Source organism: Mobiluncus mulieris (assembly GCF_014204735.1).
Classification (GTDB): Bacteria; Actinomycetota; Actinomycetes; order Actinomycetales; family Actinomycetaceae; genus Mobiluncus; species Mobiluncus mulieris.
Genome location: NZ_JACHMA010000001.1, coordinates 560185 through 579514, shown reverse-complemented (window position 1 = coordinate 579514; position 19330 = coordinate 560185). Strand labels below are relative to the sequence as shown.

Annotated in this window: 19 protein-coding genes and 1 pseudogene; 8 read left to right on the top strand and 12 right to left on the bottom strand. The window is 54.4% G+C overall.

The window, feature by feature from the left end; all coding sequences use genetic code 11:
- The first annotated feature begins 30 nt into the window (after positions 1-30).
- Positions 31-1632, top strand: coding sequence for an amino acid permease (locus F4555_RS02615; protein WP_004017014.1), 1602 nt, complete (start codon positions 31-33; stop codon positions 1630-1632).
- A 46-nt stretch (positions 1633-1678) separates the two neighbouring features.
- Complete coding sequence (locus F4555_RS02610) at positions 1679-3022, top strand: nicotinate phosphoribosyltransferase (protein WP_174222558.1); 1344 nt, start codon at positions 1679-1681, stop codon at positions 3020-3022.
- 102 nt (positions 3023-3124) lie between these two features.
- On the opposite strand, the gene F4555_RS02605 is transcribed toward F4555_RS02610, so the two are convergent.
- The 3 genes from F4555_RS02605 to F4555_RS02595 form a co-directional block, all read right to left on the bottom strand.
- On the bottom strand, positions 3125-3421 hold the full coding sequence (locus tag F4555_RS02605) for a DUF3039 domain-containing protein (protein WP_036342505.1): 297 nt from the start codon (positions 3419-3421) through the stop codon (positions 3125-3127).
- 200 nt (positions 3422-3621) lie between these two features.
- Entirely contained in the window at positions 3622-3903 is a 282-nt protein-coding gene (locus F4555_RS02600) for an HU family DNA-binding protein (protein WP_004012729.1), read from the bottom strand.
- Positions 3904-4489: 586 nt separating this feature from the next.
- Complete coding sequence (locus F4555_RS02595; protein WP_036369298.1) at positions 4490-4699, bottom strand: hypothetical protein; 210 nt, start codon at positions 4697-4699, stop codon at positions 4490-4492.
- 454 nt (positions 4700-5153) lie between these two features.
- Between F4555_RS02595 and F4555_RS02590 the strand changes: the two genes are divergently transcribed.
- Positions 5154-5378: a PLD nuclease N-terminal domain-containing protein gene (locus tag F4555_RS02590; protein WP_004015100.1), complete on the top strand. Its 225-nt coding sequence runs from the start codon at positions 5154-5156 to the stop codon at positions 5376-5378.
- Between the two features lie 154 nt (positions 5379-5532).
- Here F4555_RS02590 and F4555_RS02585 read toward each other — a convergent pair whose 3' ends face one another.
- The 5 genes from F4555_RS02585 to F4555_RS02565 form a co-directional block, all read right to left on the bottom strand.
- Positions 5533-6504 carry a diaminopimelate dehydrogenase gene (locus F4555_RS02585; protein WP_115325479.1) on the bottom strand — a complete coding sequence of 324 codons (972 nt, stop codon included), beginning with the start codon at positions 6502-6504 and terminating at the stop codon, positions 5533-5535.
- A gap of 125 nt (positions 6505-6629) precedes the next feature.
- Positions 6630-7277: an ABC-2 transporter permease gene (locus F4555_RS02580; RefSeq protein WP_115325480.1), complete on the bottom strand. Its 648-nt coding sequence runs from the start codon at positions 7275-7277 to the stop codon at positions 6630-6632.
- Positions 7274-7660, bottom strand: a complete 387-nt coding sequence (locus F4555_RS02575) for a GntR family transcriptional regulator (RefSeq protein WP_004015103.1) — start codon at positions 7658-7660, stop codon at positions 7274-7276. The genes F4555_RS02580 and F4555_RS02575 overlap by 4 nt, the downstream gene beginning before the upstream one ends.
- A gap of 70 nt (positions 7661-7730) precedes the next feature.
- Entirely contained in the window at positions 7731-8387 is a 657-nt protein-coding gene (locus F4555_RS02570; RefSeq protein ID WP_115325481.1) for an ABC-2 transporter permease, read from the bottom strand.
- Positions 8384-9247: an ABC transporter ATP-binding protein gene (locus tag F4555_RS02565; protein ID WP_004017590.1), complete on the bottom strand. Its 864-nt coding sequence runs from the start codon at positions 9245-9247 to the stop codon at positions 8384-8386. Before F4555_RS02565 ends, F4555_RS02570 begins: the two co-directional genes overlap by 4 nt.
- Before the next feature lie 193 nt (positions 9248-9440).
- Between F4555_RS02565 and F4555_RS11615 the strand changes: the two are divergent.
- Positions 9441-9840: pseudogene (locus tag F4555_RS11615) on the top strand (IS1634 family transposase); the annotation flags it as partial.
- Here the strand turns inward: F4555_RS11615 and F4555_RS02560 are convergent.
- The 4 genes from F4555_RS02560 to F4555_RS02545 form a co-directional block, all read right to left on the bottom strand.
- Complete coding sequence (locus F4555_RS02560; RefSeq protein WP_081455751.1) at positions 9820-10122, bottom strand: hypothetical protein; 303 nt, start codon at positions 10120-10122, stop codon at positions 9820-9822. The pseudogene F4555_RS11615 and the gene F4555_RS02560 sit on opposite strands and share 21 nt — an antisense overlap.
- A 35-nt stretch (positions 10123-10157) precedes the next feature.
- On the bottom strand, positions 10158-10481 hold the full coding sequence (locus F4555_RS02555; protein WP_147279549.1) for a hypothetical protein: 324 nt from the start codon (positions 10479-10481) through the stop codon (positions 10158-10160).
- Between the two features lie 69 nt (positions 10482-10550).
- Complete coding sequence (locus F4555_RS02550) at positions 10551-11765, bottom strand: NADP-dependent isocitrate dehydrogenase (protein ID WP_115325482.1); 1215 nt, start codon at positions 11763-11765, stop codon at positions 10551-10553.
- Positions 11766-11930: 165 nt separating this feature from the next.
- Positions 11931-12428, bottom strand: a complete 498-nt coding sequence (locus F4555_RS02545; RefSeq protein ID WP_004015118.1) for an ArsR/SmtB family transcription factor — start codon at positions 12426-12428, stop codon at positions 11931-11933.
- 196 nt (positions 12429-12624) lie between these two features.
- Between F4555_RS02545 and F4555_RS02540 the strand changes: the two genes are divergently transcribed.
- From F4555_RS02540 to F4555_RS02525, 4 genes are all read left to right on the top strand, one after another.
- Positions 12625-14268 carry an ABC transporter substrate-binding protein gene (locus F4555_RS02540; RefSeq protein ID WP_115325483.1) on the top strand — a complete coding sequence of 548 codons (1644 nt, stop codon included), beginning with the start codon at positions 12625-12627 and terminating at the stop codon, positions 14266-14268.
- On the top strand, positions 14256-15407 hold the full coding sequence (locus tag F4555_RS02535; RefSeq protein WP_115325484.1) for an ABC transporter permease: 1152 nt from the start codon (positions 14256-14258) through the stop codon (positions 15405-15407). Before F4555_RS02540 ends, F4555_RS02535 begins: the two co-directional genes overlap by 13 nt.
- A 55-nt stretch (positions 15408-15462) precedes the next feature.
- Entirely contained in the window at positions 15463-18099 is a 2637-nt protein-coding gene (locus F4555_RS02530) for an ABC transporter ATP-binding protein/permease (protein WP_255312780.1), read from the top strand.
- A gap of 287 nt (positions 18100-18386) precedes the next feature.
- The gene (locus F4555_RS02525; protein WP_103758945.1) at positions 18387-19103 is read left to right on the top strand and encodes a hypothetical protein; all 717 of its coding nucleotides are present in this window, start codon (positions 18387-18389) and stop codon (positions 19101-19103) included.
- Positions 19104-19330: the final 227 nt, after the last annotated feature.

Sequence of the window (19330 nt, the reverse complement as noted above, 5' to 3'; positions counted from 1 at the left end):
TTAAGTACTTAAACCCTAAAAGGAATTGCTATGTCTAAAGAATTAAACCCAACGCCCACTATCGAAACCGCGACCGGGGTGGGAGGGAACACCCAAACCATGACGATGCCCCAACACAATGTGAAGTTGAAACGCGGCATGCGCCAACGCCACTTGTCGATGATTGCTATCGGTGGATCTATCGGGACGGGACTGTTTGTGGCCAGTGGTGCCACCATCAACCAAGCCGGCCCCGGCGGGGCTTTACTAGCCTATGCCCTGATTGGCATTATGGTGTTCTTTTTGATGCAATCCCTGGGGGAAATGGCAACCTACCTGCCGATTGCCGGATCTTTCGGGGAATATGCCCGCCGTTTCGTCTCGCCTTCCTTCGGTTTCGCAATGGGGTGGAATTACTGGTACAACTGGGCGATTACGGTAGCAGCGGAACTGTCGGCCTCGGCCTTGGTGATGAAGTATTGGCTGCCCGAGACCCCCGGCTGGATTTGGTCGGGGTTATTCTTGACGATTTTGTTCGTAATCAACGCCCTGTCCGCCCGAGCCTATGGCGAAGGTGAGTTTTGGTTTGCGTTAATCAAGGTCATAACCGTGGTGGTATTCCTGGTGGTGGGTATCGCCATGATTCTGGGGATTTTGGGCGGACAGCACGCCAGTTTCGAGAATTGGACTACCGGGGATGCGCCTTTCGTCAACGGTGGAATGGGGATTTTGGCAGTGTTCATGATTGCCGGTTTCTCTTTCCAAGGCACGGAGATGGTAGGGGTCGCGGCGGGCGAAGCCGAAAACCCCGAACACAGCGTTCCCAAGGCCATAAACACTGTTTTCTGGCGGATTCTGCTGTTCTATATCCTGGCGATTGCGGTTATCGCCTTTTTGATTCCCTACACGGATTCACGCCTATTGAACCCCGACGAATCCATCGCCTTGTCCCCCTTCACCTTGGTGTTTGAAAAAGCCGGGGTTTTGGCGGCCGCGAGCGTCATGAACGCCGTGATTTTGACTTCGGTGCTTTCGGCGGGGAACTCCGGGCTTTACGCTTCGACCCGGATGCTGTATTCCTTGGCTTTACAGCATCAGGCGCCACGATTTTTTTCCTACACCACTAGGCGCGGGGTACCGATGAATGCCCTGATTGCCACCACTATTATCGGTTTCTTTGCCTTCTTGAGCTCCCTGATTGGCGACGGCGCAGCCTATACCTGGCTGGTGAATGCCTCGGGTTTGGCCGGATTCATTACCTGGGTGGGGATTGCCTGGTCACACTACAAGTTCCGCAAAGCCTTCCTGGCACAAGGACACCGGGTCGAAGACCTCCCCTTCAAAGCCTCCCTGTATCCCTTGGGGCCACTAATTGCCCTGTTCATGTGCGTATTTGTGATTGTCGGTCAGAACTACGAAGCCTTATTGGGGCGCGGGGATTTCTTGTCACTGTTGTCGTCATACCTGGGTCTGCCGCTGTTTCTTGGACTATGGATAGGACACAAGTTAGTTACGCGGGCACGCCCGGTGGCACCTCATGAAGCCGACTTTACCCGACCCACCGACTTCCAAAGCGCCGTCCTGGCCGGCTCTGTCCAAGATGTCAAGGCCCTGAAAGCGGCACGGAAAGCCAGTAAACAAGCCGATAAATAGCCAGACACAGTTCCGGGGGGCAAGGCAGGCGCGTATAGTGGTAGCTATGCATCAAGAAAAACATCTTTCCACAGCCCTGTTGACCGATATGTATGAACTGACCATGGTGGATTCCGCCCTGGAACACGCAATGGGGTCACGCCAATGCGTATTTGAGGTGTTCACGAGGCGCTTCCCACCATCCCGACGTTTCATGGTGATGGCGGGCGTGGCACGGATTCTAGAAGGACTGCAACGCTTCCATTTCAGCGAAGACCAGCTACGCTACCTGGCAGATAACCGGGTCGTCGGAGCGAAGACCGTGCGATTCTTGGAGAATTATCACTTTTCGGGAGATATTTTCGGCTATCCCGAAGGCGAGGTATTCATGGTGAACTCGCCGATTCTGACCGTGCGCGGATCTTTTGCCGAGGCCTGCCTGTTAGAGACGTATTTGCTGAGCGTGTTGAATTTTGACTGCGCGATTGCCTCGGCGGCCTCCCGGATGACGATTGCAGCACACGGGCGGCCGTGTCTGGACATGGGAGCGCGACGTACTCATGAGCGGGCGGCCGTGTCGGCAGCACGCGCCGCTCAGATTGGCGGATTCGTGGGTACTTCCGACTTGGAAGCCGGGATTCGCTACGGGGTGCGGGCAATAGGCACCGCCGCGCATGCGTTTACGCTGTTATTTGATTCGGAACAAGAGGCTTTCGAAGCACAGGTGAACTCGATGGGACCAGGAACCACCCTGTTGGTGGATACTTATGATGTCGAAACCGCCGTAAAAACCGCCGTAGAAACCGCGCGGGCGGCTGGCGGGGAACTGGGCGCGGTACGTCTGGATTCCGGCGACCTGGTGGCGGGGGCATTCCGGGTGCGCCAGCTCTTGGACGAACTGGGAGCAACCACCACCAAGATAACCGTCACAAATGACCTGGATGAATACGCTCTGGCCGCGCTGGGAGCCGCGCCGGTGGATTCCTACGGGGTCGGCACCAAACTGGTGACCGGATCAGGGGTTCCCACCGCTGCTTTAGTGTACAAACTGGTGGCGCGAGAGGATTCATCTGGGGTAATGCAGCCCGTCGCGAAACATTCCAAGGACAAATCCACCCACGGCGGCCTGAAATGGGCCGGAAGGGTACTGGAAAGCAAAACCGCGCAAAGCGAGCTGTTGGTAACCGGTTTGAGCCGTGAGCAAGCCCGGGATTACTTTGCAGAACACGGGGCGCGGGCTTTACAAGAATCTTTTGTGTCCTGTGGGGATGTTGATTTGTCCTGGACGGGTGCAGCGGCGTTGGAACGTGCCCAGCAACGCCACGAGGATTCCCGCAATGAACTGCCGTATCAGGCGTGGCGCCTGTCCGAAGGCGAGGTTGCGATTCCAACGAAGCTGGTGCAGTTGTAGTTTTCGGGAGCCCCGGATATCCCAGTGTTGAACCTGGGCTTTTACCATACCTTCATGCTATTATGTTGGTGGGGAATTATTACCGAGGCTGTCCCAAATATGCTAGTTCCCAGCGAATGGCCAACCGGGATTATCGGAACCCCCGCCGTGCATAGAGTTCATAATTTCCTTGCACACGGGGCAAATCGGGAAATTCTTGGGGTCGCGCATCGGCACCCAAACTTTCCCACACAACGCCACCACTGCCTGGCCAGTAACAGCCGAAGCCGTAATCCGGTCTTTGCGCACATAGTGGGCATAGCGTTCATTATCCCCCGGGTTCTTTTTCAGTTCGGTTTCGGTGCGTTCCAAAACCGCTGTTCCCCCCATGGGTTGCTTTTCCGTTGCTGATTCGCTCATATCCCCCATTATAGCCGTTAGAGGATGGCACCTCATGAACGGGAAAGCTCCGCACTCCAGCGAGCTGAACCGTAAACTGCGTCACCAAAGGCGACCGGGGCGAAGCACCGTCCCAGCGATTCGGGCGCCAGGAACCCTTGTGGGTGTAAGAAACCGGCCGACTCACACACGGAGGCGGCCGGTCAATGCTGGGAAGCAGACTACTGGGTAACAGCCTTCTTCAAAGTGGAACCAGCAGAAATCTTGACACCGAATCCAGCGGGAATCTTGATTTCTTCGCCGGTACGCGGATTGCGACCAGTACGAGCGGCGCGAGAGACGCGTTCCACGTTCATCAAGCCGGTAACCTTGACGGTTTCGCCCTTCTTCAGGGACTCAATCAAGATGTCCTGGAAAGCGGAAAGCGCGGCGTCGGCCTCGGTCTTGGACAGTGCGGCACGCTTGGCGATTTCAGCAACAAGTTCAGTACGATTCACGGACATTGGTTTCCTTTCGGATAGTTGAATCTAGGGTTCCACCCTGTGTGGAACCATCTCTATGAGACTACGCAAATTTAGCCCATTTGTCTCGTTTTTAGCAAAAAATTCGCGAATTTCCCGCGTGTTTTTTGGGAACAGCGTCACTTCTGTAACATTTTGGGGCGGTTTTCGGGTAATTTTGGGGTTGCTGTGACGGCGGGAATGTTGGCTGACAGCATCGTCGCTTCGAATCCTGCCACAAGTCAGGTTCAAATTCGCCTTGGAGAGTGGGCATGTGACTACTGGCCACATGCTCCCATCTGTAAGTGAAAGTGACTCGAGTCTTTGCAGTTAAACAGCACTCTGTTACGGCTTTTCCCTGAGTACCCTGACCCGGGATGGTTACAACGGTTGATTTTCGTGGCTTTGGCACTGCTTATCGCACTGCTGGAATTAATCGGCTCTTCGATTTTGAGGGTGTTTTGGGATGCGGCGTGGGGGTCGGGTTCCGGGGTGCGTTGGTATGTGCGCGTCGGGCGGGTGGGGTGCGGTGTCGTAGTAAAAATGTCGCTTCATGAGAGAGGTGCTGGTCGGCATCAATGTTCTTCGGCTAGGCGGATGGCTTGCGTTGGATTGCGAATCCCAAGAGCAAAAGAGAAACTCCCAGCAGCGCGGATGAATTTCCAAGTTTAGGTGCCCACCCTCTATCAAATTCAGGGATGAACAGGGACATGCCGAGCAGTACAAGTGCTCCAAAACAGAGCAATCCCGAGACAATAAACAAGGCCAAAGCGACCCCGGTTGGTTTTTTCCTGTCCATGATTTTCTCCTTGTCTGGTATCGCCTACACCAGGGATGAAGCAGCAAGACCGTCCGGTTGCCCGGATGAGAAACTGCACTGAGACCACTGAATTGATACCAGTGCCAACCGCCGCTTCCCTCGCCTGGTTGAGGAACCCCTTCAATACTATTTTCTCACAGTTTTCCCGCCACAGCACGCTTTAATCAAGGCTGATTTTTCAATTCTCGTAGGATTTTAGGAAAGCACCTCATGAACCCGACGAACTGACCAGCAGAGGTTCGGCGAACAGACCGACAGGGCGACGAATCTGCTTTTCGTCGGGGCATCACGAGCCAAGAGTACCAATGGGATGACATAGACCCCGTCGGGGGCGCTGGTAAGCAAAGTCGCCGACCCCGATAAAGCGAGCTAAAATTAAGCAGTCTCGGGGAGGAGCGAGCTAAAATTAAGCAGTCTCAGGGAGGAGTTTGAGATGAATCCGCTTTTACCAACAGGTTATGACTTACTGTGGGGCTTTGCAACGATTGGAATCTTAGTTTTAACTGTAGTTGCGTTTATTTCGTTGCTTAAATCTAGCCTCGCTTTCGGAAGGAAAATCACCTGGGTGCTCTTTGTGCTTTTCATACCGATACTGGGCTCACTGTTCTGGTTCGCCTTCCGTAGAACGATTAACGCGACTTCCAGTGCGGACATTTAGCGGGTGACAATCGAGATGCCGGAAAGGTCTCCACGACTGTGAACTGGGCGTTTGCTAGGAAGGGCTTCCAACGAATCGCACTAAATGTCCGCGGAATGTGACCAAGGTCACGTTCCAGGCTATCGCCAGCGATTTCGGCTCGCGCCTCATGAATTTAGAGGAAATCGTGGCGCAAGACTGCGGGGTCGCGCCACGAGAGCTCCGCCAAAGTCACGTCCAACATGGTGAAAGCCCCGCGCTCGCCGCGCGTGGCTTTCCGAACGCAAGCCCTGGCCACGCTCGCCAACACCGCGCCGGTGAACTCCGGGTTGGAATCCAATCGCAACTGGAAAATCATAGACTGGGACACCCCCGGCGAAGTTTCGCCGCTGCGGATTACCTCGCCCGCATGGGGTAAACCCGCGTGGTCGCGCTGCATTTCCTCGGCCGTGATAAACGTCACGTTCGTGTCATAGTCCGCGAAATAGTTCGGCATCGCCTTGATTTCGGCTTCAATCCGCGCCTTGTCCGCGTCCGGCGCCGCCACCACGTAGCATTCACGCCGATGCATTTGGCGGGCGGTGTATTTCTCTTGGCTACCGCCGCGCACCGCAGCCACCGTTTCCGCCACCGGCACCGTGTATTGCCGGGCATCGGCCACACCCTCAATCCTGCGAATCGCATCGGAATGCCCCTGAGACACTCCCCGCCCCCAAAAGGTCGTGGCCTGGCTGCGTGGCAAAATCGCATCGCCCAACACGCGCAGCATGGAAAACAGCCCCGGATCCCACCCGCAACTAATGAAAGCCACGTGTCCCGCTCGGCGTGCCGCCGCATCCACCGCATCGAAATGTTCGGGAATTCGCGCGTGGGTGTCAAAAGAATCGACCGTGTTGAACAGGCCAGACGTGAACACCCCCTGTTCCATCAAGTCGGTCGCGGAACCGCCGCAGTTCACGCACACATCCACCAAGTCGCGGTACTGCGCCATTTCAGACACGCTGACCACCGGGGTGCCTGCGGTTTTCACCGTGGCGGGATCCCGCCGAGTAAAGACCACCACCAGTTCCATATCCGGGGCGGCCGACACCGCTTTTTCCACCCCGCGTCCCAGATTGCCATAACCATTGATTGCGACTCGTATCATCGCACTTCCTTACCTTAGTTAGTTAGTTAATTAGATGCGGTTATTCTATAAAGCCCAGATTTTCCCCGCAAGTTTTCCCCGGTCACGCCGCTTTCCGGGTGGTTTTTCAAGCCACCCAGGTTGACCTAGTTCACTTTGTGCCGGTAAATGGCCAAAGACGCAAAGTAAGAGCCCACATTCAAGGCAATAGTCAACACTAGTAAACCCCCGGCAATCAGGTTGATTTTACCCGCCAAAACGGCCAGGAGTTGCGCTTTTCCCGCATCGCTTAGCGAGTTGGATCCTATTGACATACCAAATCCCAAAATCATAAAAATAATCATCAAGGGAATGAAGGCTTTTTCCGGTCCCAATAAATAGATACAGGGCGTCAGTAAAGTGGGGAAAAAGGTAGTCGCAAACAAGCAGCCAGCAGCCACTAGTGATACGGTCAACGTCGGTGCGCCCCCAAAATGTAGCGCCACGGAAATCAGTACACTTGCTATCACGCCGATAATCCAAAACCACAGGTAGCGTTCCAGCATCACCAGCGCTTTCTTTATGGGTGCGGATTGCAGATACCGATCTACCTGGAATCTCATATCGGTAATTTGCGTTCCAATCCCTGAAAAAATACCAGTGACGACCAGCACCACCGTGGGCATTCCCAAAATATACTCTAGTTTCCAGCCGACTCGTGGTACTAGCAGCGCAATCTGCAGGACTAGAAAGACTGGGACAATCAAAAATACCCACCGAAACACTATCCAATCCTTGTACAGTAGGGCTTTCATTCATTTCCTCCCGGTTCTTCATCTAGTAGGTCAATCATTTCTAACAGTTCGGCGCGGCTCAGCTGGGCTAATGCCGCGTATTTCAACGCGTCACGCAGCACGGCTTCAAGCTTGCGCAGGTATTCCTCGCGTAGCAGCTCGGAGTTTTGGGCAGCTACGAAACTTCCTTTGCCCACCACCGAGTTGGTAAAACCCTCTTTTTCTAACTCGTCATAGGCACGTTTAGTGGTGATAACACTGACGCGCAGTTCCTTGGCCAGCAGGCGGATTGAGGGAAGTTGCTCCCCCGCCGCCAGTTCGCCGGTAACGATGGCACGTTTTAGCTGGTTTTTGATTTGCAAATAAATCGGGTCATCACTGGAGTTACGGATTTGAATGTCCACTACTCACCTCCGGGGATACCGCAAAGTATTCTTTAACAATGACTTGCAAGCACATCATCACCGCCCTTACCTAGTTAGATTTATGCCGGTAGATAGCAAGAGAAGCATAATAAGAGATCACATTCAAGACAATAGCCCCAACTAACAGCACCCACGCGATTAGGTCAGCGTTATTGACCATACTCAGGATAAACAGTTTTGCGGCCTGTTCAATTTCCTTGCTATTTATGGTGCCAACAGCGAAGCCGGCACCCGTAGACGCCAAGAGCATTACCAGGATTATCAGAGGCACCAAGGCTTTTTCGGGGCCAAGTAGATGCGCAAAAGGAATAGTCAGCGCATTTATCTCGGCCACAGCAAAGAAAAACATGGCAGCTATCAACAACTTAGGTACTTTCAGTTCCGTGAAATACATAGAACCCGCCAGCAGCAAAGTAGCAGCCACTGACCAAATCCAACCGGATAAATAACGTTGAGTGATGATAGTGCTTTTCTTTACGGTTGCTGCCAAAATATAGCGGTCACTGTGTGTCTTTAGGTCGTAGAATTGTGCCCCTGCTCCCATCGTAACTCCGGCAATGAAGAACATGGCAGCTACTATTCTCATCACATAATCCACCCCAACCCCAACTGCGGGAAGCAGCAGCATCTCGAACATCGCCAGACCACCAAGAAAGAGATATGCCCAGCGGTAGCAAATCCAGTCTTTATACATCAGGGCTTTCATTTTTCCTCCCCTTTAATCAGATAAACCATGATGTCCTCAATGCTGGGGCGCTCCAGAGTGAAACCGGCGGGAACCCGGTCACGTTCAACCAGCACGGTGTCACCAAACTCGGTGTGACGCCGCCCCAAAATCGCACCAGGAGCAAGTGATGCTAGCTGCTCAGCGTTGGCTTGCAGCAGAGCGTATTTCTCGCTCAGTTCGTCTTTCGCTTCCATCATGAGTAGTTTCCCCTTGTGTATGAAAGCAACATAATCAGCGGCTTTTTGCAAATCCGAAATAATGTGCGAGGAAAACAGCACACTGTGGCTTTCATCCTGCATGAAATCCATAATGATGTCCAACACGTCGTCGCGCACCACCGGGTCAAGCCCCGAGGTGGGTTCGTCCAAGATTAGCAATTCCGCGTGGTGGGACAGGGCGCAAACCATTCCCAGTTTCATTTTCATACCCCGAGAGTATTTCTTTATCCATTTCTTAGGTGGCAGGTCAAAACGCTCGGCCAATCCCCAGAAGGTTTGCGGATGCCAAGCCTCGCCGTAAAGCAGATGGTTAAAGTGTTCCACGTGTTTGAGTTTGAAGTTTTCCGGCAGATACAGGTCGTCAAAAACGAATCCTACCCTTGCCTTGTAAGCTGGGTTGTCCGTGGCGGGGTTATTTCCCAACACCCGGATATTTCCCGCGCTGGGTTCCAAAATTCCGTGCAAAAGCTTCATCGTGGTGCTTTTGCCCGCGCCATTTTCCCCAATCAGCCCCACAAAGCATCCTCGGGGAATATTTAGGGTTAATGGTCCGAGTTCAAAAGTGCCAAGTTTTTTGACCAGCCCCTCAATCTCGATAGCGTTGGTCGTTGGCGTGTTCATAGCCTGACTCCTCTCTTAGTTCGTCTGGTTTTGTTCCTACCCGAAGTACACATACCGTTCATGGTGTACATATCTATTATGTACACCATGAACGCGGCTTGTCAAGCCCCTAATGAAAACCCCTAGAACTGGCTAAAAAACGCGCAAAACCACTTGCGCTACACTCGCAGAAAAAACCTGCACTTGACACCATGAGAAAGGCTTCCACCGCGCCGAGCAGTTAGCCAGGTTGAAGGGCCATGTCACCAACATCCCGGTTGCGCTCATGCCCGCTAGTGAGGCCATCGACAACCACGAACTACGGCACGTAGAACATTTGACGCACGTCCAAAACCGATTTACGCGCCCGCCCAATATTCCATCGGCAACACGAGGCCATAGAAACCCACCTGACCATCGTTATAACCGCCCCCGTTATAACCGCCCTCGCCGTATCTCGTTATTTGCACCAAAAGACTGGTATCACAGCAAAAACTCGTCCGCATGCTACGACCAACCCAGAAACAAACCATCCCCTACCAAAGCCACGAAATCCAATCTAGCGACCCCATCACCCCGCAAACCCAAAAAACCTAGACAAACTGGGTCACTAAGGCTGCACGAAACAGGTTGAAATAACTTACTGCATACGTGTCCAAAAATGAGGCCATTAACTCCCCTGGATAATCACCCATTTCTGAAGTTGCTTTTGCATATTGTGTCCAGTTTGATGAATTAATATCGTTTAGATTACCAAAATTTTTAACTGCTTGGGTAATATCAGGATGTTTTTTAACGAAGTCATTAAGAGCTATATTATTATCTTGGAATTCATCACCTCCATATAAAGTAATTACTGACTCTTCTAGCCTAATTTGAAACGAGGGTTTAATCAAGGAAGTCTTCGCCTCAGCAGCTTGATTATTTATTCTTATAGTTGAATCTTCCGCCCGTTTATGTATTCATATTTATCAGTAGAAGTTTTTGAAGGAAATCCACTTTCTAAAGAATAAGCACGAATTCCACCTGCCTGCACCGCTAGTAGCGCCGTTGCACCAGTACCTAGCAGGAATACGGCAACTTTTCCAGTAGTACGTTCGTATTCCATGAAATCTCCTTTGAACTCGGCTCGGTACTGCACGGCACCAGCAACGATTTTCGCCGCTCTTCTCAGTGAATCACACCCGCAACCGTCGGCGCTACCGTCAGGTGTCGGTATTTTTATACCGACTTTGAACACAGGTAAATCACGCAATAAATAAGTTTATTTTTGATATTTTCCCAGGCAAAGCACTTTATGTGTGCTTTAGGCGTCATCGTTGGTTTACAGGCGCACACGCAGGTTGTGGTCGAGTACGCTCATGAACTCATCCGTGGTCAGCCACGGCGTATCGTGGCCTACCAGCAGTGCCAAGTCCTTGGTCATCTGGCCGCCCTCCACGGTTTTCACGATCACGTCCTCCAGGGTGCTCGCGAACTCGACCACTTCCGGGGTGCCATCCAGTTTCCCACGGTGCGCCAGCCCTCGCGTCCAGGCGTAGATGGAGGCAATCGGGTTGGTAGAGGTTTTTTCCCCCCGCTGCCAAGCGCGAAAATGCCGGGTCACCGTGCCGTGAGCCGCCTCGGCCTCTACCGTGCGCCCATCCGGAGTCATCAACACCGAGGTCATCAAACCCAGGGAGCCGAAACCCTGAGCCACCGTGTCGGACTGCACGTCACCGTCGTAGTTCTTGCACGCCCAAATATAGCCGCCCTCCCACTTTAAAGAACTGGCCACCATGTCGTCTATCAGGCGGTGTTCATAGCTCAAGCCCGCAGCCGCGAAACGTTCGCGGAACTCACCGTCGAAAACCGCCGCGAAAATATCCTTAAACTGACCATCGTAGGCCTTTAAAATCGTGTTCTTCGTGGACAGATATACCGGATATCCCCGGTCGAGCCCGTAGGTGAAACATGCCCGGGCGAAATCGCGAATCGAATCATTGAAGTTGTACATTCCCAAAGCCACTCCCCCACCCTCGGGCATATGGATAAGCTCGTGGCGGATAGGTTCACCGCCGTCATCGGGAGTCCAAGAAATCATCACCGTGCCCGCCCCGGGAACCTTGAAATCCGTGGCCTTGTACTGATCGCCAAAAGCGTGGCGCGCCACGACAATCGGTTTATTCCATCCCGGCACCAGACGGGGCACGTTTTGCACAATAATCGGTTCGCGGAAAATCACGCCGCCCAGGATATTGCGAATCGTCCCGTTGGGGCTCTTCCACATATGTTTGAGTCCAAATTCCTTGACCCGCGCCTCGTCTGGGGTAATAGTCGCGCACTTTACCCCCACCCCGTATTCTTTGATGGCGTTCGCCGCGTCAACGGTAACTTGATCGTCAGTGGCATCGCGGTTTTCAATCCCCAGGTCGAAGTACTTCAAGTCCACGTCCACATAGGGCAAAATCAGTTTTTCACGAATCTCTCGCCAAATAATCCGGGTCATTTCGTCGCCGTCGAGCTCCACCACCGGGTTTTTCACCTTGATTTTCGCCATATTTTTGCTCCTTTTCGCACCGTTGCCCCCGTCAGGATTTTTCCAGGGTTCTTTCTTGAATGCGATTTTACTCGACATCAAGATAAATTGCGAAGTTTGGGGCTGGCACCTCATGAAAATGGCACCTCATGCAACCAAGCACCCCCGGCGAGACACCACTACCCGCTACACGTGAGTGTGCCCAATAAAATGCAGCATCTGGTGGGCGGCCGTGTCCTTCAAGGTGTAGCGCATCAAGCGTCCAGCGCGTTGCGCACTGACCCAACCTTCGTCACGTAACACCCGCAGGGCTTGCGAGGCCGCTGTCTGGGTAATACCCGCCGCCTTGGCTAAGTCTTGCACGCAAGAACCGGGGTAAATATGCATATAGGACAGCAGTTTCAGCCGGGTCAAGTCGGCCAGCAGCTCGAATCGCGGAGCCCAGGTGGTAGCGATTTGATCAATGTCCACCGGTTGCATCGGGGTTTTCGCGGGTCGCCCGTGGTGGGTGTGGTAGTCGTCGTGGTGGGTGGCGAGGGTGGCCTCGGGTTCATGAGGGGCTGGTTCGGATTCATGAGGCGTTATCTCGATATCCGCCGCGCATTGACGCCCCGACCCGGTTCCGTGTGGATGAGTTAAGGCTTCGCGCAGGGCACGAATCTCGGAGGCGGGCAGATTAGTCATGAAACCTTCCTTTCTGGCACCCTCCAATTGTGTCATTATTCACACAGTTTTGGCACGTTATGCCCAGAATTCAGTGCCGCTTGGATAATTGCCCCAATACTGACCGCATGGTAATATCTTTGCTAACTAACATATGTCCATTCAGACATTATTAGAAAAAGCACTAGAGACAATACGTTACACACAAGGAGCAGCTATGCCTCACCCCGGACACCCCGGAAAAAACACCCTAAAAACCCTCGCAGCCAGCGGTGCCGTCCTGGCGCTAGCGTTGAGCCTCACCGCCTGTCAAGAAGGAGCCCCCGCGAAAAAAACTGCCACCGATGCCGGCCAAACGACTGCTGCGGATGAAATCACCTTGGCGGATGCCTATGAACTTGGTGGATACAATCCCACCAACGGCTACGCGGAACTGGGCGTATCCCCCATGTATGAAGGCTTGCTGGGCTTGGAAAGCAAAGACCCGCATAAGCTGCCGCAACTGCGCCCGGTTTTGGCCACCGCTATGCCAACCTCTAATGCCGATAAGACCGAGTGGACTGTGGAAGTACGCAGCGGCGTGAAATTCTCGGACGGCAGCGACTTCGACGCTCAAGACGTGGTGGCAAACTACAAAGAAGTTATGAATCCCGCCACCGCCTCCGAGATCGGGGCTTCGTACGAGATGGTCAATCAGATCAACACGGACGGAAACAAAGTCACTTTCAAACTAAAGTACCCCTATCCGGATTTCCCTTCTCGCCTGCTGCTGGGACTGGCACCTAGTGAATACATGAAAGGCGGGCTGGCCAGTGAATCCCCGCTGAACACCAAACCCGTGGGCACCGGACCGTACGTCCTGGAAAAACTCGACAGCCAGAAAGCCGTGTGGGCAGCCAACCCCAATTATTGGGGAAAGGCACCGCAGGTCAAGAAACTGACCACGGTTTATGTGCCCGACGACGCCGCTCGCGTCTCTCGGATTCGCACCAAGGAATTCGCCGGGTCGATTATCCCCCCAGCCTTGGCGAACAGCTTGAAAAACCTGGAAGGATACAAAGTAGTGCACGCGGATTCAGCGGACTGGCGCGGGGTCAGCTTCCCCGGTTCCAATGCATTTTGCGCCGATCCGCAAGCCCGGATCGCCCTGAACGAAGCCGTAAACCGCAAAGAAATCATTGAAAAAGTCCTGTTCGGGGCGGGTAAACCGGCTTCCACCCCGGTTTCTGCAGTTTACGAGGCTTACGACCCCGAAGCCCAGTTCAAATTCGACCTGGAAGGCGCCAAGAAACGCCTGGATGCGGCCGGCTGGAAACCCGGCGCAGACGGGATTCGCGAAAAAGACGGCCAGCGTGCCGCTTTCACCCTGGCCTATACCTCTAACGACACGGTACGCCGCGATTTGTCGGTAGCTTTCGCCGCCGCGATGAAACCACTGGGCGTAGACGTGAAACTGGAAGGCACCACTTGGGATGCCCTAGAAGGACGCCTGGACAAAGTCGGCATCCTGCTGGGTGGCGGCGACAAGCCGTACTCCATCGACACCCAGGTATACTCGATTCTGCACACCCGCGAAGCAAACACCTCGCAATACGACAACCCCGGCAACTACGGCTCGCCGGAAATGGATAAAATCCTGGAACAGGCACGCCAATCCGGGGATGAATCCGAACGCGTGAAGCTCTACCAACAAGCCCAAAAGCAGTATTTGGCAGCCCCGAACCACGTATTCCTGGCATTCTTGCAGCACACCTATGTCACCCGTGACGATGGTTGGAAAACCGGGAATCTGACGGTAGAGCCGCACTCCCACGGCGTAAACTGGGGTCCGTGGTGGAACCTGGGACAATGGGAGAAATAAAACCAAGTTACAACGTGGCCGCTGCGTCCGAGTCGTACCACGATTCGGACGCGTCCCGCGTGTCGGAAACACCCAGGCAAGCCCCTCATGAACCGTCAAAAATAACCGACAAGGCCACCGAAGCAACCGAAGCCACCACCACCGGAGCCTCGCTGCGCCAGGCTCGCCGCCGGGAGCGCCGCCACCAGGTACTGGTTTTGGTGCGCAACCGCCTGCTGGTGCTGCCGGTGTTACTGGTAGCCATTTCATTAGGGGTTTTCCTGCTCGCCGCCGTTTCCCCCCTAAACCCACTGGTGGCGTACCTAGGCGATCACTACCAGTTCCTCAGCGCCACCCAACGGGAATCCATCGCGAAGGCCCTAAATCTGAATCAATCCTGGCACGGAGCCTGGCTGGCTTGGACGAGCGACCTGGTACACGGCAATTTGGGGTTTTCCCGCACCTATAACCAGCCGGTTGCCCAAGTTCTGGCCGAGCGTTTCGAAGCCACCCTGGTGCTGTCCGGCGTAGGGCTGGCCTTGGCTTTTGTGCTGAGTATCCTGCTGGGAATGCTGGGCTTGCGCTGGAACTGGCTGGGTCGCGTGTTCCAAATCCTTATGCTGTTTATCCAGGCCATCCCGCCATTTGTGCTGGCGCTCGGAGCCATGCTGTTCCTGGCTTTGGGCACCGGGTGGTTCCCCGCCGGGGGGCGCAGCGCCCCAGACGCGGCGACTCCCTGGGAGTGGTCGTATCTGATTTTGCCGGCCAGCGTGTTGGCGCTAAGCCAAATGCCGTGGATGTTGTTGACCTTGTGGGAACGCGCCCAAGAAAATCTGCATTCCGACTGGTGGAAGGCCGGGATTGGGCGCGGGATTCCCAAAGGCACTCTAATCCGCCGCTACGTCCTGCCCCTGTCGCTGGCTCCCACCATCACCATGGTGGGAATGCGCCTGCCGGAACTGATTGTCGGCGCGGTGCTGGTCGAAGAAGTGTTTTCTTGGGGTGGGCTGGCGGCAGCACTGGTGGCCTCCGCCAAGGGACTGGATTTACCGCTGTTGACCTTCCTGACTTTAGCCTCGGCGGCGCTGGTGATTATCGGCAACCTGGTGGCCGATGTCTTGTATCTCTATTTCGATCCGCGGGTGCGATATGTTTCATAAATCTTGGTTAAAAGCGTTTGTTCCCCACCGGCTAGCGCTTTATGGACTGGTAGTAATGGTGGTCTACGCAGTAGTGCTGCCATTTTTTGCCACTGCGGATTCCCACGAGGCCAATCTCGCCCAGGCGCGCCTGGCACCCAGTGCCTCTCACTGGTTTGGAACCGATGCCGCCGGGCATGATTTGTTGGTGCGCGTGGCACTGGGGCTTCGGGTAAGCCTGATTGTGGCGGCCGCTTGCGCCGTGATTTCCACTGTTATCGGAGTGCTGATAGGTGCCGTGGCGGCGGCGTGGGGCGGGAAAACCGACTCGCTCCTCATGCGCTTTACCGATACCATTAACGCCTTGCCCCAGCTGTTGCTAGGCATTGCAATTGTGGCGTTTTACCCCGGTTCTCTCGTGGCTATTATCGCCTCGATTGCCTTGGTGCATTGGTCGCCGGTGGCGCGTATTGTGCGCTCGATTGCGCTGTCTACCCGCGAATTGGAATATGTAGAGGCCGCGTATCTGGCGGGCGCGAGCCACTGGCAAGTGGCGCGGCGCCACCTGTTACCCTCGGTGTTCGGCCAGATGAAAGTCAGCGTCGTATTGCTGTTCCCCCACGCGATTTGGCATGAATCCACCCTGTCTTTCCTGGGGTTGGGGATTTCCCCCGACCAGCCTTCGCTGGGGACCCTGCTGGAGGTGGCGCGCACCGAAATCCTGATTGGGTGCTGGTGGGAGCTGGTGTTTCCGGCGGGAGCTTTAGTGTTGTTGAGCCTGCTGATTTTCGGGTGGGCTTCCGGTTTGGGCAAGCCCGCGCGGGGCAAGTCGGAACGCCCCACGCAGACCGCGCAGTTGCCGGGTGATTTGAGCGCTATCGTCACCGAGCCGCCGTTTCATGAGGTGCCAGCCGGGGATTCGGACGAAATCACAGCCCCGCCCGCCCTGGAATTCCGGGATTTGAGCGTGATTATCCCAAGCTCTGGTCGAAACTGCGACCAGCAAACTCATGAAACCCCAGCAGAGGCAGGCACCGATGAAACAGAACCGGGAGCCACCCCCGACACGCGGTGCGACCTGGTTTTAGAAAACCACGTGAACCTGCAGGTCAGCCCCGGCGAGCTGCACGTACTGCTGGGACAATCCGGGGCGGGGAAATCGATTCTGGCCAAGGCCGCCACGGGAATGTTGCCCGGAAGAATGCAGGTCAGCGGGGAAATCAGCGTGGCCGGGGTACGGCTGTATGGCAAAAACTGCCCGTGGCAACAAGTGCGCGGGCACCTGATTGCCGTGGCCGCTCAATCCAGTGCCACCGCTTTTGCCCCGAACCATACCATTGGCAACCAACTAGGGGAAGCCGTAAAGATATTGCGTCGCCGCGATGTGACGGGGGCGCTTCATGAGGTGCCAACCGCAGAACCGGGCTCAATGGTAGCAAGCGGCTCGTCTCTCCGAGGGGAACCCACGCTTTCTCAACCGGGGCAAGGCTCACTTACGGATGCTGCATCCGCATCCAAATCCGCGTCCAATACTGTGGCTGAATTGTGCGAAATGACGGGATTCCCCCCGGATTCTCTGTCGGCTTATCCCCACGAGTTATCCGGTGGCATGTTGACCCGCGCCAACTTGGCACTGGCCTTGGCGGGGAACCCCACAGTTTTAATTGCCGACGAGGTTACGGCTGGCCTGGACGAGGCACGCCGCAACCAGATTTGGCAGCTGTTACGTGTTTTGGCAGACCGGGGTATTGCGGTGCTGACCATCACCCACGATTTGGCGATGCTGCTGGATTTGCCGCTGGCAGACCAGATAACTGTGCTGGGCGCGGGTCGGGTTTTGGAGCAAGGCTCAGCCACGCAGGTGCTGGGCAGCCCGCGCCACGTTTATACCCAGGAGTTATTGGCGGCTTTGCCGAGGAATTTGGCGCGGGTCGGGGTTGCTGTTTCCGGGAAGACTCCGGATTCAGGCTCCCGGGGTGAATCCGGGCTGGCACCTCGTGAGCCCGACACGAACCGCGAAACCGTATTGGAAGTAAACGACCTGGCGGCCGGATACCACGGGGTTCCGGTGGTCAGTGGGTTCAACTTGCGCCTGCACCGGGGCGAAACCGTGGGGTGGTTCGGGGACTCGGGCTGCGGCAAGACCACGACGGCTCGGGCGATTGCCGGGCGCCTTGCTCCCCTGGCGGGACAGATTCGCTGGGGGACACGGACGGAAAATGCGGTGTCAGCGGCAGCGGGCGAAAATCCCGTGCCCGGAAAACGCACTCACACAGCGGCGCATCCCGAAGCGGCAAGGCATCCCGGAGTGGCGATGCTGTTCCAGTCGCCTCGACGCTCGGTGAATCCGCGTTGGACACTGCGCCAAATCATAGAGGAGCCGTTGCTTTACGCGGGTATTCCGCAAGACGTGCAGCATCGGCGTTGCGCAGAGATTTGTGGGGAACTGGGGATTCCGCCCGGATTCATGAGGCGCTTCCCGGCGGAAGTGTCCGAGGGTCAGTTGCAACGCATTGCCTTGGCCAGGTGTTTGTTGACCGAGCCAACGGTGCTGATTTGTGACGAAGCCACCGCCATGCTCGATGCCTTTAGTACCGCCAGCCTGGTGCGAGCGATTCAACGGCGCTCAGCGCGGGGACTCGCGGTTATCGCGATTAGCCACGACCGGGAACTGCTGGATTACTGGGCCGACCGCAGCCTAAACCTGGGTTGAACAGCTTGCGGGCAACCCCATACCGGCTCTTCGCATGTAAGTGTGAAGTCGGCGTTTCGGCATATTGTAAACATTGAATGTACTGGTATGTCGGTATCAAACGTCGAGCCATCACACAAAGTCAACATGTGCTAATGAGGTAAAAGTGCGGGTCATCCACGGTTACTGTCATGGGGTCCCAATTTTGGGACTGGTCGTTCCCTGTACAAACTGGATGAGCATTGTATAGAATTAAATTGCCGTATAGAACAGTTAATAAGCTATCCCAAATTTACAGAGGGATAAAAATGAGAAAGAAATTTGCTTTAACCTTGTTGTTTGCATCCATGCCACTCTGTTTCCCATGGCTGTCAGTAGCCTCGGACGCATCTGTGGCACCCGAAATCAAGGAGTTACAAGATAAGGATACAGGAGTGGTTCTTAAAGTTTGGAGCGAAGGGAACTGTGAAAAATTCGGAGTACAAGAATTTGTTCCAGGTAGTGACGAACATAGAATTAACGTAAAGTACGACATTAGTACAAAATGTGAGGTTTTGAATTTTAAGGTCCAGAAATTACCGAAATCACAGAGTGAGAATAACATAAAAGGTATCAGTAAAGTCTCTGATAGCTGCAAAACTGTTTACTCGGAACAAATGCTGAAAGACCCCGTCAATTTGGTGATATCTAAGCTGACAACATCTAGCGTTATGTGCTGGAACGGTCATACGTCTTATTTTAGCGCACCAAGAAGCGCTGAGGCAACTGCCCCACTGGCTTGGAACCACGTCATTGAAAAAGCGAAGTTCACATCGATAGGTGATTCGTACGGCGCGTTTGCAACTGTGACCGCACGAGCAAAGTTTAGAACAGATTTTGTTCCTTGTAAGAGCCCAAACAATACATATTACATGACAAATTCCATGTCCTCGTCACCAAACGGCCAGTACAGCACCGGATTTTCCAATGACTTAAGATGTGTCCCTTTCCTAGTACATGTGGATAGTAATCATGATTCATACTAAGAGAATTCGATTATTCCTGCTTTTTTTGAGTTTCTCGGAATAACTGCTGGATTCCTTGGATTAGGGAGCCAGTTCATTGGCTCCCTAGCCGCCACGGGAATGCATTTTTACCTATTGCTGAGCAGTTGCATCGTACTCCTCTTCACAGTAATACTACGCGTGTTACATTTCCCATCTGAACAGAAGGGAAAGTTCTACCGAATCGTTGTAGTAACGAGTACAATACC